Here is a 13,985-nt window from a genome sequence, read left to right as displayed (position 1 = left end):
CCGTCATTGCAGCCGGTACAGGAAGCGCAGCCCGTCCGGGTCCTCTTCCGTAAGCATCCGGCGGATGTCGGAGATCATCAGGCCGAGCTGGGTCGTCTCCTGGAAGAGGTTCTTTTCGGTGCACCAGACATTGCCCTCCCGTACCGCCTTGAAGTCCCCGAGCAGCCCGCTTTTGGCGGTGAGCTCGTCGAGTGAGGAGAGCTCGCCGTCGATCGTGCTGTTGTAGATGATGTAGTCCGCGTCCTTGGCCGACGCGTAAAACCGTTCCATCTCAAGAGGCACCGTGCTGGTGGCGCTGGCGGGGTCCCCGAGGCCGCTGAAGACGTAGTTTCCCCCCGCGAGCTCGATCATCTTCGTCACATAGTCGCCCGACTTCCTGGCGACGGCGTACCCCGACGAGCTGATGTGGAAAAACGCGACCGTCTTGCCGGTGTTCTCCTGGCCGGCGGCCGCGTCCAGATAGGCGGCCTGCTCCGCGAAGAGCCGTTCGGCCTCCGCCTCCTTCCCGAGCAGCGCCCCGTAGAGCTTGATCCACTCGGTGCGCCCGAGGGGATGGGGCTCGTAGCTGGACTGGTCGACCAGCACCGGGACGCCGACCTCCTCCAGCTTTTCCCGCACCTCCGGGACGTGGTTGATCATCGTGGATTCCACGGCAAGGCCGCAGGAGTTGGACATGATGCGTTCAAAGTCGGGCGCGTTGTATTTTCCCGCGTAGAGGATCTCCCCCGCTTCCATCGCCGCCTTCGCGCCCGGGATATACCAGTCGTCCGCCTTCGTCCCAGAAAGGCGGATGCTGCCGAGGCCGTCGAGCGCGTCGAAAAGGCACATCGCCGAGGTGGCGACGAGGTAGATGTTTTCAACCGGCTGGCGCAGGACGGTGATCTCCCCATCGATCCCCTCCGGGACCTTGCGTCCCTGCGGGACGGTGAGGAAGCGGCCGCCGTCCGAGATGGTGATCAGCGCGTAATCGCCGGGGTAGTAATCCACGCTGAAATTTTCCGCGTATTGCAGCTCCATTCTGCGCACAGGTTTCCAGCCGTTCCCGAGCGCCCCCGGGCTCCCGGCGGCGGGGCCTTCGGCGCAGCCGGACAGCGGGAAGAGGGCGAACAGGAGGGCGGCGGCCAGGCAGGCCAGCCGCCGCTTCACTGCGGCTCCGACGGCGCGGCCGTCGCGGAATTGAAGCGCAGAATGTAGTCGACGTCGTGGGGCTCGCTCATCGCGATCGTCCGCGCGCTGACCGCCATGTCGGCGTCCAGCGTCACGGGAATTTCAAAGGCGGAATTTCCTCCGGCCGGGATGGGGGCGTAAACCGCGCCGTCCACCCGCATGGACTCGTAGTAGGGGCTGCTCCAAACGACGACCGCCGTCGCCCTTCCGTCCGCGACCGTGACCTTCGCCGGGGACTCCACCGAGGCCCTGCCCGAGCCGCCCGAAAGGCTCACGTCGACGAGGTACCGCCCGTCGGCGGGAAGCTCCCCCGGGGAAGCCGCCGAGACCGCCCCGGCGGGGAGCTGCGCGGAATGGAAGACAAGGACCCGGTCGTACCACTTCTCCTTGCGGATGCTCCACGCGGCGCAGTCGGTTTCCCGGTCGAGCGCGGCCACCGGGACCCGGTAGGTGTACCGGCCCTGCGCGTCCTCGGAAAAATAGACGCAGTTGTCGTCGGTATCGGCGAGCGCCTGCTCGCCGGTGCCCATATAGAGCTTTTCATAGCCCTTGCCGCCAAGCGTCAGGACCGCGGACATCTCCCCGTTTTCCACGGTGAGCTGCGCGTCGACGATCCGGAACATGGAGGAGCTGGAGGAGACTTCGATCGGGTAGGTCCCGTCCTGAATCTGATTCCCATAGACCGGCTCCGGCGGTTCCTCTCCGGGGGCGCCCGGCGCGCTTTCGGAAGGCGCTTCCGAGGCGGGGGGCGCGCTCTCCGCGGCCGGCGCGGTCGCGGCGCTTTCGGCGCGCGGCGGCCCGGCCGCGCAGCCGGAAAACAGGATGCAGGCCGCCAGCGCGGCCAACAGAAGCGTTTCAGTCTTTTTCATCCGGTGATTCTCCTTTTTCGGTTCCCCGGAAAGGCCCCGGGGATTACTGCGCGATCAGCGCGCCCACATGCTCGACGAACAGGTCCTGAATCCCCTCGTACTGGCCGAGGCCCCTGAGGACGCACTCGACCTCGAAGCCCGCCCGCTCGAAAGCGGTTTTCCAGGAGTCCTCCCCGTCCCCCGCCATGTCGTTGTTGGCGTGGTCGCCCGCGACGATCATGAGCGGCAGCAGGACCGCCTTTTTCGCGCCGGAACCCTGGACGAGCGCGAGGACGTCGTCAAGCGTGGGGGTCGCCTCGACGGTGCCGACAAAGTAGTTGGCGTAGCCCGCGCCGGTCAGGTGCTGCTGGAGCTTGGCATAGGCGGCGTTCGCCTCGTGCTCGGTGCCGTGGCCCATGAACACGATCGCGGCGCCCTCGGTATCATAGCCCTTCGTCTCGCCGGTGATGATCGAGACCACCTCGTCGTAGTCCGCGTCTGAGACGAGCAGCGGGCTGCCGACCTTGAAGCTGTCGAACTTGTCCGCGTAGGGGGCGACCTCCGCGGCCACGTCGTCGTACTCGAAACCGCTCATGACATGGGTGGGCTGCACCACGACCTCCCTGACCCCGTCGGAAACGAGCCGGTCCATCGCCTCGGTCACGTTGTCGATCTCGAGGCCGTCGCGCTCCTTGAGCTTGTCGATGATGATCTGGCTTGTGAAGGCGCGGCGGACCTCGTAGTCGGGATAGGCCGCCTGCAGCTTCTGTTCGATGCTGCCGATCGAAAGGTCGCGGTTGTCGTTATAGCTGGTGCCGAAGCTGGTCACGAGCAGGACCTTGCTGGCAGCGGCTTCCGGGGCGGCCTCGCCGGGAGCGGTTTCCGGGGCCTCCCCGGCCGGGTCCGCGGGGGTCTCGCCCTCGCCGGAAGCGGCCGCCGGGGCGCCGGAGCAGCCCGCGAACGCGAGCAGGCCGAGCGACAGACTCAGGATCAAAGCCAGAATTCTTTTCGCATGGATGTTCATTTTCATTTCTCCTTTTCATTGCGGTTTTCCGGTTCGGCCGAACCCGGAGCGCTCCCCGGGAAAAACGGGCCAAAAAAAGAAAGCGTCCGCGGTCGGTCCGCGGACGCTCTTTTCAGCACAAAGACAAGACATATCCCGGAGCGAAAGCGGCCGGCATGCCTCGATCATCCTGTCCAGAACCCCGGTAGTCCGCGGGGCCGCACACGCCGCGCGGTCCGCGCGGCAGGGGGACAGGCAAGTATTCTGACTGATCACCCGCGTCCGGTCCGGACGCAGGGGCCGGCGCCTTCCCGGAATCCCTTCCAGTGGCGTCCGCCGGCCCGGCGGTGAAACACAGCAACGGCCTTGCGTGGGAATCGCACCCAGCTTCCATAACCTGTCTCCGCTATTGAATTGATGCCAGTATAGCACTGGGGGATTCCGTTTGTCAATCCGGGCGCGCCCTTCGGCGCGAAAAGGCCGGGCCGGCGGGGATCATCCCGCCGGCCCGGCAGCTTTGGCTGTTCGTCAGTCCCCATAGAGGTTTTTCAGCGCGGGGTAGACCCGCAGGTAGCGGGGATAGATCTCGTTGTACCGCTCGACATGCGCGGGCGACGGGTCGTAGCGCACGCAGTTGTCCGAGCCCTGCAGGGTGTCGGTGAACTCGGCGTAGTCCCGGATCTCCCCCTGCGCGACCAGCACCGACGCCGCGATGGCGACCGCGGGCAGGTAGTCGGAGTTCCGGTAGACGTGCACGGGATGCCCCAGCACGTCGGCGAGAATCCGGCACCACACGGGGGTGCGGGCGCCGCCGCCGATCAGGGAGATCTTGCGGGGGACCCGCCCGATGCTCTCGATCCCCTGCCGGATGGAGAAGGCGACCCCCTCCAGCGCGCTGCGCGCGAGGTCCTGCCGGGTGGTTTCGGGGGTGATGCCCACATAGCCGCCCCGGACCCGGGTGTCCACGACGGGGAACCGCTCCCCCACGAGGTAGGGCAGGAACATCGTCCCGTGGCTGCCCGCCTCACTCTCTTCCAATAACTGATCCACATAGTCGTATTTCCCCTGCTCGCTGGGCGCGAGGGCCCGGCTGACCCACTTGTGGACGTTGCCCGCGTTGAAGAAGGGGACCACGTTGATATAGACGCCCTCCGGCATGGCCGCGAGGTTGAAGACGTCGTTTTTCGGCAGGATGTCGCCCGAGACGCAGGCGACCCAGCCGGAGGTGCCGAGGTTGATGTTGAATTCGCCGTCGGCGGAGATGCCGCTGGCGAGCGTCGTGGCGCCCGCGTCGCCGGTGCCGGTGTAGACCGGCGTCCCGGGCAGGTACCCCGTCTCCCGCGCCGCCCCGGCCGTCACCGCGCCCGCCTGTTCGTGGGCGTAGCGCAGCCGCGGCAGCTTTCCCGCGTCCAGGCCCGCCGCCTCCATCCAGGCGGTGTTCCAGCGCTTTTCATGGATGTCCATGAGCCCCGCGGTGGCCGACGCGGTCACGTCGCCGACGAATTCGCCCGTCAGCCGCGCGATGCAGTAGTCCTTGGAGCTGATGAGCACCTTTTCGGCCGCCCGGTAGGCGTCGGGATTCCGTTCCTTGAGCCAGAGCAGCTTGGGGAAGGGGAGGGAGCCGTCGAACTGGTTGCCGGTGCTTCTGACGAGCTCCTTCCGGCCGATCAGTCCGGCGAGCCGTTCGGCCTCCGCCCCGGCGCGCCCGTCGGAATAGAGAATCGCGTTGCAGGTGGGGCGCAGGCTGCCGTCCACGGGGATGAGATCCTGCATCTGCCCGCTCATGACGATCCCGCGCACCGCCGCGGGGGAAATCCCCCCCGCGAAGAAGGCGCGGGAGATGTCGCACACCGCCGCGTACCAGGAGAGGGGATCCTGTTCCCGCCGCCCCCCGTCGGAGAAGGTCTCGATCTCCACGCTCTTTTCGCAGGCGCAGGCGTTGTCCTCCGAGAGGAGGACCCCCTTTACCGCCGTGGTGCCGATGTCGAAGGTTGCGATATACCGCATCGAATTCCTCCCGAACTTGCCGCCGCCTTGAGCTCCTTCACGAAGGCGTAAAGCGCCTCGGGCGACTCGTTGAGTTTTTTCATCAGGGCGGTGCCGACGATGGCCCCGTCGAAGCCTGCCGACAGGAGCTCCGCGACCCGCTGGGGGGTGCTGATGCCGAATCCGGCGAACGCCCGGACATGGGGATGGGTGTGGGCCCGGGAAAGGGGCCCGCCGAAATCCTCCGCCAGCACCGGCATGCCGGTGCGGCCCGCGTAGAGCTGCTGGTAGATCAGCGAGAACCGGTCGAAGCAATCCTCCAGCTCCCGCGCGGACATCTCGGGGTTGGTGAAGCCGAGCACGTCGGCTCCGAGCGGCGCCAGCTCCTCCGCGAGTCTGTCCCGCTCCTCCACCGTCATGTCGGGGATGACGAAGGCGTCCGCCGCGTCGGCCTCCGCCATGGCGCGGCAGATTCCCGACGGGACGAGGTCGTCGCGGTACCCCATCACCCAGATGGGGCAGTCCACGGAGCGGCGCAGCGCCTGCCAGTAGGAGGGATCGCGGCAGATCGAATGGTCCGCGAGGGTGTGCGCGTGCTGGATGACCTCCCCGTCCGAGCTGGGGTCGGCGGCGGGAAACCCGACCTCGAGGATGTCGAGCCCCGCCTTTTCACATCCTTCGGCGGCCGCCAAAAACCCTTCCCGTCCGGGATAGCCGGCCAGCAGGTAGCCCACCAGCAGGCCGGGGCGGTCCACCGCCGCGAGGTTGCGCGGATTGACGATTTCCCTCACTTGGCATCACCGCGCCCAATCTTCTGTACCACGACCGCCAGGATGATGATGCAGCCGGTCAGCAGGTCCTGCATGAAGGTGGGGACCTGGAGGATGGTCAGGCCGTTGGCGAGCACGCCGAGGATCGCGGCGCCCACGAAGGTGCCCCAGATGTTGGGCACGCCCTCGCGGAAGACGGTGCGCCCGAGGAAGGCGGCGGCGTAGGACTGCAGGAAGAGCCCGTCCCCGCCGGTCGGGTGCGCCGAGCCCAGCCGGGAGGCCATCAGCACGCCGGTGAGGGCGGCCAGCGAGGCGCAGAGGGCGAAGGCGAGGTTCTTATACTTCTTGACGTTGATGCCGGACACCTGGGAGGCCGCCTCGTTGCCGCCGATGGCGTAGAGCTTGCGGCCGAAGGCGGTGTGGCGCATCACAAACCAGAAGACCACCGTAAGCAGGAGCATGATGATCGAAAGGATGGGCGCGCCGAGCACCGTCTTGGTGCCGACGTAGGTGAAGCTCTTGGGGATGTCCTGAAAGACGGTGGCGCCCCCGGTGAACCAGAAGGTGAAGCCGCCCAGGATGGTGCTCATCGCAAGGGTGGTGATGAAGGAGAGCACCCGGAACTTGGTGACGATCCAGCCGTTCACGAAGCCGATGACAAAGCAGATGGCCACCGGCGCGATGAAGCAGAGGAAGATCGGCGCGCCCGCCACCGCCATCCTGGCGCCGATGACGCCGCCGAGGCTCGCCAGGGCGCCGACCGAGAGGTCGAACTCCTCGACCGACATCACGAGGGTGGCGCCCAGCGCGATGATGACCAGCAGCGAGATCTGCCGGGTGATGTTGACGAGGTTGCCCATCGTGAAGAAGGCGTCCGGGCGCATGACGCTGAATACAATGACAATCAGAATGCCCGCAAAGATCGTGCCATACGCCCTGAGCAGTTCTGAAACGCCTGCTTTCTGTTTCATATTGATTCCTCCCTGCTTAGTTTGCATAGCAGCATGCGAGCACCTGCTCGGCCGTCAGGCCGTCGTTGACGAAGCGTTCCTTCGTCCTGCCGCCCGCCATGACCTGCACGTTGTCCGTCGCCTCCAGCACCTCCTTGAGGTCGGAGGAGACAAAGACGACCGCGCTGCCCGCGTCCGCGAGCTGGCGCAGGAGCTTGTGGATTTCGGCGCGGGTCTTGACGTCCACCGCCTGGGTGGGCTCGTCGCAGAGCAGCACCCTGGGGTGGGACATCAGCGCCTTGGCGAAGACCACCTTCTGCTGGTTGCCGCCCGAAAGCTGCAGGACCGTCTGGTTGGGGCCCTCCGTCTTGATCGAGAGGGCCGCGATCTTCTCCTGCGTGTCGGAGAGCTCCTTTTGCTCGTTCACCACGCCGAAATGCGCGTAGCTGTCGATGGTGGAGAGCACGGTGTTCTGCTTGACGCTCAAAGACCCAACCAGCGCCTTGCCGCGCCGGTCCTCGCAGATGAGGACCATGCCGTTTTTGATCGAGCCGCCGGGGGAGGGGCGCGTGACCTGCCTGCCGCAGAGGGTCACGCTGCCCTTTTCCGCCGGGCGGTAGCCGTAGATACATTCGAGCAGCTCGGTGCGGCCGCTGCCGCCGAGGCCGAACACCCCGAGGATTTCGCCGGCGCGCACCGTGAGGCTCGCGTCCTTGACGATCCCGTCGCGGGAGGCGATGTGCTCCGCGTCCAGCAGGACCTCCCCGAACTTCCGGGAGACGGTAAGCTTTTCGCTCACCCAGTTGTCGGTCATCATCGAGATGATGGCGTCCTTGTCCACGTCCGCCGTTTTGACCGTCCCTGCCGTCTGGCCGTTTTTGAAGACGGTGATCCGGTCGGTGAGGCGGAAGATTTCGTCCATCCGGTGGGTGACGTAGAGGATGGCGGTGCCCCGCGCCTTGAGCTTGCCGATCGTCTCGAAGAGCATCTCCGCCTCCTTGTCGGTGAGGGAGGCGGTGGGCTCGTCGAGGATGAGCAGCCGGCACTCGGTCATCATGGCGCGGACGATCTCCAGCAGGGTGCGCTGGGGCGGGGAGAGCGCGGAGGCCGGGAGGCTGAGGTCGATCTCGACCTTCAGCTCCCGCATGACCGCCTCCACCCGCGCCTTCATCTTTGCCCAGTCGACGGCAAAGCCTGCTTTTTTCTCATAGTCCATCCCCAGGTAGACGTTCTCCACCCCGCTGAAGGCGGGGATGAGGTTGCGGTCCTGGTGGATGACGTTGATGCCGATGTCCCGGCTCTGGCGCGGGTTTTCGATCCGCACCGGGCTGCCGTTCCACCACACCTCGCCGCTGTCGAGGCTGTAGACGCCCGTGAGGATTTTGATCAGCGTGGATTTGCCCGCGCCGTTCTCCCCCACGAGGCCGTGGATCTCCCCCTCGGCGATTTCAAAGTCGATATCCTTCAGCGCATACATGCCGCCGAACTGTTTACAAAGTTTCCTTGTCTGCAAAAGCATTCCGTTCACTCCCGGCGAAACGATTTAGGGGCCTTATTCCTTGGTGATCAGGGTCGCGGGAGCGTAGCGGTCGCCCTTTTCGATCTCTTCGCCGTTAAAGAGCTTCACCAGTTCGTCCACGACGATCTGGGACATGCCCTCGAAGTTCTGCTCGACCGTCGCCTTGAGGTTGCTGCCCTCGTTGATGAGCTCGACCGCCTGGCTGTTGCCGTCCACGCCGGTGACGATGACCTCGTCGCGGCCCGCGTCCATAAGCGCCTGGGTGGCGCCGATGGCCGGCTCATCCCATCCGCACCACACCGCGGTGACGGAGTCCTTGGCGGAGTTGGAGAGGATAAGGTTTTCCATAATCTTGCGGGAGTTCTCGATCGGGCCGGGGACCTCCACGTGCTGCTCGGTGATCAGGGTGATGTCGGGATAGTCCTTGATCATGTCGTCGAACGCCTCGCAGCGTTTCACAACGCCCGGATGCGGACGGTGGGTCAGCGCGATGACGGTGCCCTTGCCGCCCATCAGGTCCTCGAAGAGGTATTTGGTGATCAGCTCGCCCATCGCGTAGTTGTCGCTGGTGGCGTTGATCATCATGCCCTCCAGGTAGCCGCTGTCGCAGCCGAAGACGGGCACGCCCGCGTCAAAGGCGGTCTGGAGCTGCGGGGCGATCTGTCCGGGGTCGCAGCTCACGATGACGATCGCGTCCGCCTTGGCGGAGACGCTGTCCTCGATGCGGCTGGCCAGCTGACCGAAGTCGCCCTTGGTGTCGACGAGGGTGACCTCCATGCCCTCCTTCTCCATGCCGGCCTTCATCATCTCGCACATCTGGTTGGTGGTCACCGAGCTGAGGTTGGCGGTGAGGATGGAGATTTTCTTGCCGGCGGCGCCGGCCGCGGCGGGCTCTGCGGAATCACTGCCTTCCGCGGGCGCGGCCTGGGACTCGGGCGCGGGGGTGGAGGACGGCTCGGCGGAGCCGCCGCATGCCGCCAGGGAGAGCGCCAGGATGCCTGCCATGATTACTGCCAGTAATTTTTTCATTTCGTTTCCTCCTGTACTGATTCATCTTCAGGTTTTTCTTCTATGGTTGCACGGGCGGTTTCCAAATCGGTGATGAACACGTCGATGTAACCGCTCGAAAGTGCCGCTCGGATGGAGGCCACCTTGCTTCGCCCGATGGCCAGCGCGATCGTCCGGCAGCGGGCGAGCTGCCGGAGGGACTGGCCGATCGAGCGTTCGCACAGCTCGAGGTCGAGCGCCCGCCCCTGCCGGTCGAGGTAGGAGGTGCAGACCGACGCGACCGCGCCCTCCGCCTTCAGCCGTTCGATGTCCCGGGCGCTCAGCGCGCCGCTCTGGGCGGTGGTGGAACGCAGGTCGATCTGGCCGATCCCGACGATCGCCGCGTCGCATTTCGCGCCCTTTTCGAGGACCGCGGCGATGTCCGGTTCCCTTACGAGCATATCCCGCGACTCCCGGCTCTGCACGATGACCGGCGCGTTGAGGATATAGCAGCTGCCGCCGGAACATTCAGCCAGCCGCTGGGCGATGGCGTTGGCGTGCCAGTTGACGCTGCCCGACCCGATGCCGCCCACGAGGGGAACGCATTCCAGCCCGCGGCGCTCGAGCCTGCCGATCGACCAGACCACGCGGCTGATCGTCTGCCCGCTCATGACGCCGACGCAGTCCCCGTCGGAAATGTACGCGTCGAGGTATTCCGCCGCCATCCGCCCGAAGGTCTCGGGGCTGCCGTCCCGCGTGTCGAGCACGAGCGCGTCCTTCAGCCGGTACCGCTCGGCCAGCGCGCGGCCCAGGTTGGTCTCGTCCTCGAAGGGGTTGTTGATCTTGATCGAGACGATGTTTTTCGACCGCGCGAAGGTCAGCATCCGGCTGATCTGCGGGCGGGAAATCCCCATTTGGGCGGAGATCTCCTTCTGGCTGAGGTTCTCCTCGTAATAGAGGCGGCAGACCTTTACCATCATGCGCAGGTTGTCAGTGATCGCCATAACCGCACCTCGCTTGAACATCTGTTCCAATCGTGAAATTGAGTTCACCTGCATCGTATCACCGTTTTTATGCAATGTAAATACTTTTCAGGCGTGTTTTCACGGAAATTACTTTCAAATCCGACAGGATACACAACTGCATTTTCCTTCGATTGTACATTCTATCATCATTGAAATTTATTTCAAAGCATTTCTTTTTATGACCGTCCCGGCGGCCGGAACCGCGCGGCGCGAAAAAACCCGCCCGGAGTGTCCCGGCGGACGCCCCGGGCGGGTTTTATAAGCAGCGGAAAGAAATGGGGCGCGGGGGATTTGTGTTGCCTTTGACGGGACGATGCGGTAAAATAGGAAGTAACGAGGGGGCGGCGGTATGGATCTGGAACGGATGCGGGTCGTCTACAACTGTTTTATCGCGGGCGGTTTCGTGGTGCCCGTGCTGGATGTGCTGGCGGGGGCGGTCGGCGGCGCGCTCGACCTGGGCGCGGACGCGGACGTCGGCGCCGACGCTTCGATGGACCTGGACGCCGGGATCGGCGCGGACGCGGATTTCGACGCGGACCTCGACGTGGACCTCGACGTGGACCTCGACGCGGATATGGATCTTGACGCGGACATGGACCTCGACGCGGACCTCTCCGCCGAAGCGGACGCGGGAGCGGAGGGCGCGCATCTGTCCGCGGGGCGAACCCACGCGCCCGTCATCATCAACCTGATGACCCTCTCCCTCACGGCGGTGGTGTTCGGCGCGGTGGGCAGGCTCTGCCTGACCAGGCTGCCGCCCGTCTCCGGGCTTCTGGCGGCCGCGGCCTCGGGGCTTTTGGCGGGCTGGCTGCTCGGCCGCTTCGTCATCCTCCCGCTCAAGCGCAACCGCGCCTGCGCGGCGGGCATCCGGGAGATAAAGGGACAGGAGGGCGTCGTGACGCTCGAGCTGCGGGACGATTTCGTGGGAACGATCCGGGTGCGCAGCGCGTCGGGGAGCGTGGTCTCCTACGACGCGCGCCCGGCGGCGGGGATCGCGCGGATTCCCGTGGGACAGACGGTTGCCGTTGTGGAGGTCGATCCGGACAAGATGGTGTGTATCGCGGCTCCACTGGAAGATAAACAAGAGTCATAGGGGAGGTAACGTGTATGGAGTATCTGATTACCATTGGCATCGTGGCTGCGGCTGTCATCCTGATCCTGATCTGCATCCTGTCGACCTGGAAGAAGGTCCCGGCGGACAAGGCGGCGATCGTCACCGGCCTTGGCAGGGCCAAGGTCATCACCGGAGGCGGCGTCATCGTGATTCCCGTCATGCAGCGGATCGACTATGTGACGCTGGAGAACATGAGCTTCGACGTGAACATGCAGGGCACCCTGACCGCCGACGCCGTCCCGATCGAGGCAAACGGCACGGTGGTCGTGAAAATAAAGAACGACGAGACGATGATCCGCTCGGCCGTCGAGCAGTTCAACTGCGGGCGCGAAGCGGAGACCCGCCAGCACATCGTGGAGACCGCGCGCGACGTCTGTGAGGGCCGCCTGCGTGAGATCATCGCGGACATGACCGCGGAGCAGCTCTACAAGGACCGCAAGACCTTTTCCGAACGGGTCAAGGAGGTCGCGGAGGAGCAGCTCAAGGAGCTGGGGCTGGAGCTCAAGTCCTTCACGATCAAGGGCATCGGGGACCAGAACGGGTACTTCGAGGCGCTGAGCAAGCCGCAGATCGCGGCGGTCAAGCGGGACGCGGAGATCGCGCAGGCCGAGGCGATCAAGGAGAGCATGATCAAGACCTCCGAGGCCAAGCGCGCGGGCGAGCAGGCCCGCCTGGAGGCGGAGGCCCGCGTGGCCGAGGCCAAAAAGGACGCGGACATCAAAAAGCTCAACTACGAGCGGGAGCGCCAGACCACCCAGGCGATTTCCGACGCGGCGTACAACATCCAGCAGAACGTCACCCTGAAGGACATCACCAACACCGAGATGGACGCCAACGTCCTCAAGGAGCAGCGCGCCAAGGAGGTCCGCGAGGCGGAAATCCAGATTCTGATCGCGGCGGAGCAGAAGAACATCGACCTTGCCAAACGCAAGGCGGAGCGCAAGGAGGCCGAGCTCCTCGAGACGATGGTGAAGCCCTCCGAGGCGGAGAAGCAGAAGGCCCAGCTCGCCGCGGAGGCCCAAAAGATCGCGGCGATCCTGCGCGCGGAGGCCGAGGCGGAGGCCAAACGCCTCGACGCGGCGGCCCAGGCGGACGCGATGAAGCTCGACGCCGAGGCGCAGGCCGCGGCGAAGAAGATGGACGCGGCGGCGCAGGCGGAGCGCATCAAGCAGGAGGGTATCGCGCAGGCGGAGATCACCGAGAAGCAGGGCCTCGCGCAGGCCGAGGCGGTCAAGCAGCTGGGTCTCGCGGAGGCCGAGGCGCTCGAGAAGAAGGCCGAGGCGCTGGCCAAGATGAACGACGCCGGCAAGCTGCAGATGGTCATTGAAAAGCTGCCGGAGATCGCCCGCGCGGTGGCGGAGCCGATGGCAAAGATCGGCAACATCACGATCATCGGCGGCGGCTCGGAAAGCGGCGACGGCGCCGGCGCGGCGGACGTGGCCCGCTATACGGTGGGCGCGCTCAAGGCGGTCAACGAGGCGTTGAAGGACACGATCGGCTTCGACATGACCGAGGTCATGCGCGCCAATACCTTCGAGGCCAAAACCACCCGCAACGTCCATATGGATATGGACGTCTCCCGGAACGAGCCGGAGGCCCCCGAAAAGGCCCCGGAAAAATAAGCGCCCCACCGGACGCCCCCTGCTCGGCAGGGGGCGTTTTTTGGCCCGCTTCACGGCGGGGGAAGCGGAGTACGAGAAAAAACCTTTATTGACATATGCCGGATATTGCGCTATAATAATTGACATATACCGGAAACGACGGGAGGGGATCGGATGCCGCGGCCGACAAAATGCAGGCGTATCTGCGAACTGCCCAGGCGGGAACGGTTCGGGCCGCTGGACGGCCCGCCGGAGAACGCCGTGGAGATGACGGTGGACGAATACGAGGTCATCCGCCTGATCGACCTGCTTGACTACACGCAGGAGGAGTGCGCCGCGCAGGTCGGCGTCGCGCGCACCACCGTCCAGACGGTTTACGACCGGGCGCGCGGAAAGCTGGCGGACGCGCTCGTCAACGGCAGAGCGCTGGTGATCCGGGGCGGGGAATATGAGCTCTGCGCCCACGCGGACCACTGCTGCGGAAGAAACTGTAAAAAACGGTGCTGTGAAAAACGGCGCTGCCAACTATCAGATGGAGGTCATCACGATGAAAATTGCGGTCACTTATGAAAACGGACAGGTGTTCCAGCACTTTGGGCACACGGAACAGTTCAAATTCTACGAGGTCACGGACGGCGCGGTCGTCTCCTCCGAGGTCGTGCCCACGAACGGCAGCGGCCACGGCGCGCTGGCGGGCTTTCTGCGGGAGCACGGCGTGGATACGATGATCTGCGGCGGCATCGGCGGCGGCGCGCGCACCGCGCTTGCCGAGGCGGGGATCGCCCTCTATCCGGGCGCCTCGGGGGAGGCGGACGCGCAGGTCGCGGCGCTTTTGGCGGGCAGCCTGGCCTACAACCCTGACACCGTCTGCGCCCACCACGAGGGCCACGGCGAAGGACACGACTGTGGGAGCCACGCCTGCGGGCACTGACGCGCTGAAATGAAAATGTTCGCCCGCCTTTTCAGATGACGGCGGGTTCCCGGGGCGGCGTTCTGAGCCGCTTGCCGGAGAGGA

Annotated in this window: 13 protein-coding genes and 1 riboswitch; of the genes, 4 read left to right on the top strand and 9 right to left on the bottom strand. The window is 65.4% G+C overall.

The annotated features are described in order from the left end of the window. Nucleotides 1-3: 3 nt before the first annotated feature. The 9 genes from RDM88_RS00395 to RDM88_RS00355 all read right to left on the bottom strand — a co-directional run bounded on the left by RDM88_RS00395 (nt 4) and on the right by RDM88_RS00355 (nt 10,234). Nucleotides 4-1,146 (bottom strand): ABC transporter substrate-binding protein, encoded by a 1,143-nt coding sequence (locus RDM88_RS00395; protein WP_374045387.1) that lies wholly within the window; start codon nt 1,144-1,146, stop codon nt 4-6. Next, entirely contained in the window at nt 1,143-2,036 is an 894-nt protein-coding gene (locus RDM88_RS00390) for a hypothetical protein (RefSeq protein WP_308752074.1), read from the bottom strand. The genes RDM88_RS00395 and RDM88_RS00390 overlap by 4 nt, the downstream gene beginning before the upstream one ends. Nucleotides 2,037-2,079: 43 nt before the next feature. Continuing rightward, a complete protein-coding gene (locus RDM88_RS00385; protein WP_308752072.1) occupies nt 2,080-3,039 on the bottom strand; it encodes a sirohydrochlorin cobaltochelatase in 960 nt (319 codons plus the stop codon). Between the two features lie 215 nt (nt 3,040-3,254). Then, nucleotides 3,255-3,458, bottom strand: a riboswitch (cobalamin riboswitch). Between the two features lie 88 nt (nt 3,459-3,546). Then, on the bottom strand, nt 3,547-5,025 hold the full coding sequence (locus tag RDM88_RS00380) for an FGGY family carbohydrate kinase (RefSeq protein ID WP_308752070.1): 1,479 nt from the start codon (nt 5,023-5,025) through the stop codon (nt 3,547-3,549). After that, nucleotides 4,983-5,795 carry a tryptophan synthase subunit alpha gene (locus tag RDM88_RS00375; protein WP_308752060.1) on the bottom strand — a complete coding sequence of 271 codons (813 nt, stop codon included), beginning with the start codon at nt 5,793-5,795 and terminating at the stop codon, nt 4,983-4,985. Before RDM88_RS00375 ends, RDM88_RS00380 begins: the two co-directional genes overlap by 43 nt. Next, nucleotides 5,792-6,745, bottom strand: coding sequence for an ABC transporter permease (locus tag RDM88_RS00370; RefSeq protein ID WP_308752048.1), 954 nt, complete (start codon nt 6,743-6,745; stop codon nt 5,792-5,794). Before RDM88_RS00370 ends, RDM88_RS00375 begins: the two co-directional genes overlap by 4 nt. A 16-nt stretch (nt 6,746-6,761) precedes the next feature. After that, the gene (locus RDM88_RS00365) at nt 6,762-8,243 is read right to left on the bottom strand and encodes a sugar ABC transporter ATP-binding protein (RefSeq protein ID WP_308752046.1); all 1,482 of its coding nucleotides are present in this window, start codon (nt 8,241-8,243) and stop codon (nt 6,762-6,764) included. A gap of 33 nt (nt 8,244-8,276) precedes the next feature. Further along, a complete protein-coding gene (locus RDM88_RS00360; RefSeq protein WP_308752043.1) occupies nt 8,277-9,272 on the bottom strand; it encodes a sugar ABC transporter substrate-binding protein in 996 nt (331 codons plus the stop codon). Continuing rightward, complete coding sequence (locus RDM88_RS00355) at nt 9,269-10,234, bottom strand: sugar-binding transcriptional regulator (RefSeq protein WP_308752041.1); 966 nt, start codon at nt 10,232-10,234, stop codon at nt 9,269-9,271. The genes RDM88_RS00360 and RDM88_RS00355 overlap by 4 nt, the downstream gene beginning before the upstream one ends. Before the next feature lie 370 nt (nt 10,235-10,604). On the opposite strand from RDM88_RS00355, the gene RDM88_RS00350 reads away from it, so the two are divergent. From RDM88_RS00350 to RDM88_RS00335, 4 genes are all read left to right on the top strand, one after another. Further along, a complete protein-coding gene (locus tag RDM88_RS00350; RefSeq protein ID WP_308752039.1) occupies nt 10,605-11,348 on the top strand; it encodes a hypothetical protein in 744 nt (247 codons plus the stop codon). A gap of 14 nt (nt 11,349-11,362) precedes the next feature. Then, nucleotides 11,363-12,991, top strand: a complete 1,629-nt coding sequence (locus RDM88_RS00345) for an SPFH domain-containing protein (protein ID WP_308752037.1) — start codon at nt 11,363-11,365, stop codon at nt 12,989-12,991. A 153-nt stretch (nt 12,992-13,144) separates the two neighbouring features. Beyond that, nucleotides 13,145-13,540 carry a DUF134 domain-containing protein gene (locus tag RDM88_RS00340; protein WP_308752035.1) on the top strand — a complete coding sequence of 132 codons (396 nt, stop codon included), beginning with the start codon at nt 13,145-13,147 and terminating at the stop codon, nt 13,538-13,540. Continuing rightward, nucleotides 13,518-13,901, top strand: a complete 384-nt coding sequence (locus RDM88_RS00335) for a NifB/NifX family molybdenum-iron cluster-binding protein (RefSeq protein WP_308752033.1) — start codon at nt 13,518-13,520, stop codon at nt 13,899-13,901. The genes RDM88_RS00340 and RDM88_RS00335 overlap by 23 nt, the downstream gene beginning before the upstream one ends. Nucleotides 13,902-13,985 lie beyond the last annotated feature (84 nt).

The sequence above is a fragment of the uncultured Anaerotruncus sp. genome (assembly GCF_902490045.1).
In the GTDB taxonomy this organism is placed as follows: domain Bacteria; phylum Bacillota; class Clostridia; order Oscillospirales; family Ruminococcaceae; genus Anaerotruncus.
Note: the sequence above shows the minus strand (reverse complement) of the source record. Positions and strands in the feature narration are given on the sequence as shown.

Coding starts and splice junctions, on each gene's coding strand:
- RDM88_RS00365 (WP_308752046.1), bottom strand. CDS start 8,243: ATGCTTTTGCAGACAAGGAAACTTTGTAAACAGTTCGGCGGCATGTAT.
- RDM88_RS00340 (WP_308752035.1), top strand. CDS start 13,145: ATGCCGCGGCCGACAAAATGCAGGCGTATCTGCGAACTGCCCAGGCGG.
- RDM88_RS00390 (WP_308752074.1), bottom strand. CDS start 2,036: ATGAAAAAGACTGAAACGCTTCTGTTGGCCGCGCTGGCGGCCTGCATC.
- RDM88_RS00355 (WP_308752041.1), bottom strand. CDS start 10,234: ATGGCGATCACTGACAACCTGCGCATGATGGTAAAGGTCTGCCGCCTC.
- RDM88_RS00380 (WP_308752070.1), bottom strand. CDS start 5,025: ATGCGGTATATCGCAACCTTCGACATCGGCACCACGGCGGTAAAGGGG.
- RDM88_RS00385 (WP_308752072.1), bottom strand. CDS start 3,039: ATGAACATCCATGCGAAAAGAATTCTGGCTTTGATCCTGAGTCTGTCG.
- RDM88_RS00360 (WP_308752043.1), bottom strand. CDS start 9,272: ATGAAAAAATTACTGGCAGTAATCATGGCAGGCATCCTGGCGCTCTCC.
- RDM88_RS00370 (WP_308752048.1), bottom strand. CDS start 6,745: ATGAAACAGAAAGCAGGCGTTTCAGAACTGCTCAGGGCGTATGGCACG.
- RDM88_RS00345 (WP_308752037.1), top strand. CDS start 11,363: ATGGAGTATCTGATTACCATTGGCATCGTGGCTGCGGCTGTCATCCTG.
- RDM88_RS00350 (WP_308752039.1), top strand. CDS start 10,605: ATGGATCTGGAACGGATGCGGGTCGTCTACAACTGTTTTATCGCGGGC.
- RDM88_RS00335 (WP_308752033.1), top strand. CDS start 13,518: ATGAAAATTGCGGTCACTTATGAAAACGGACAGGTGTTCCAGCACTTT.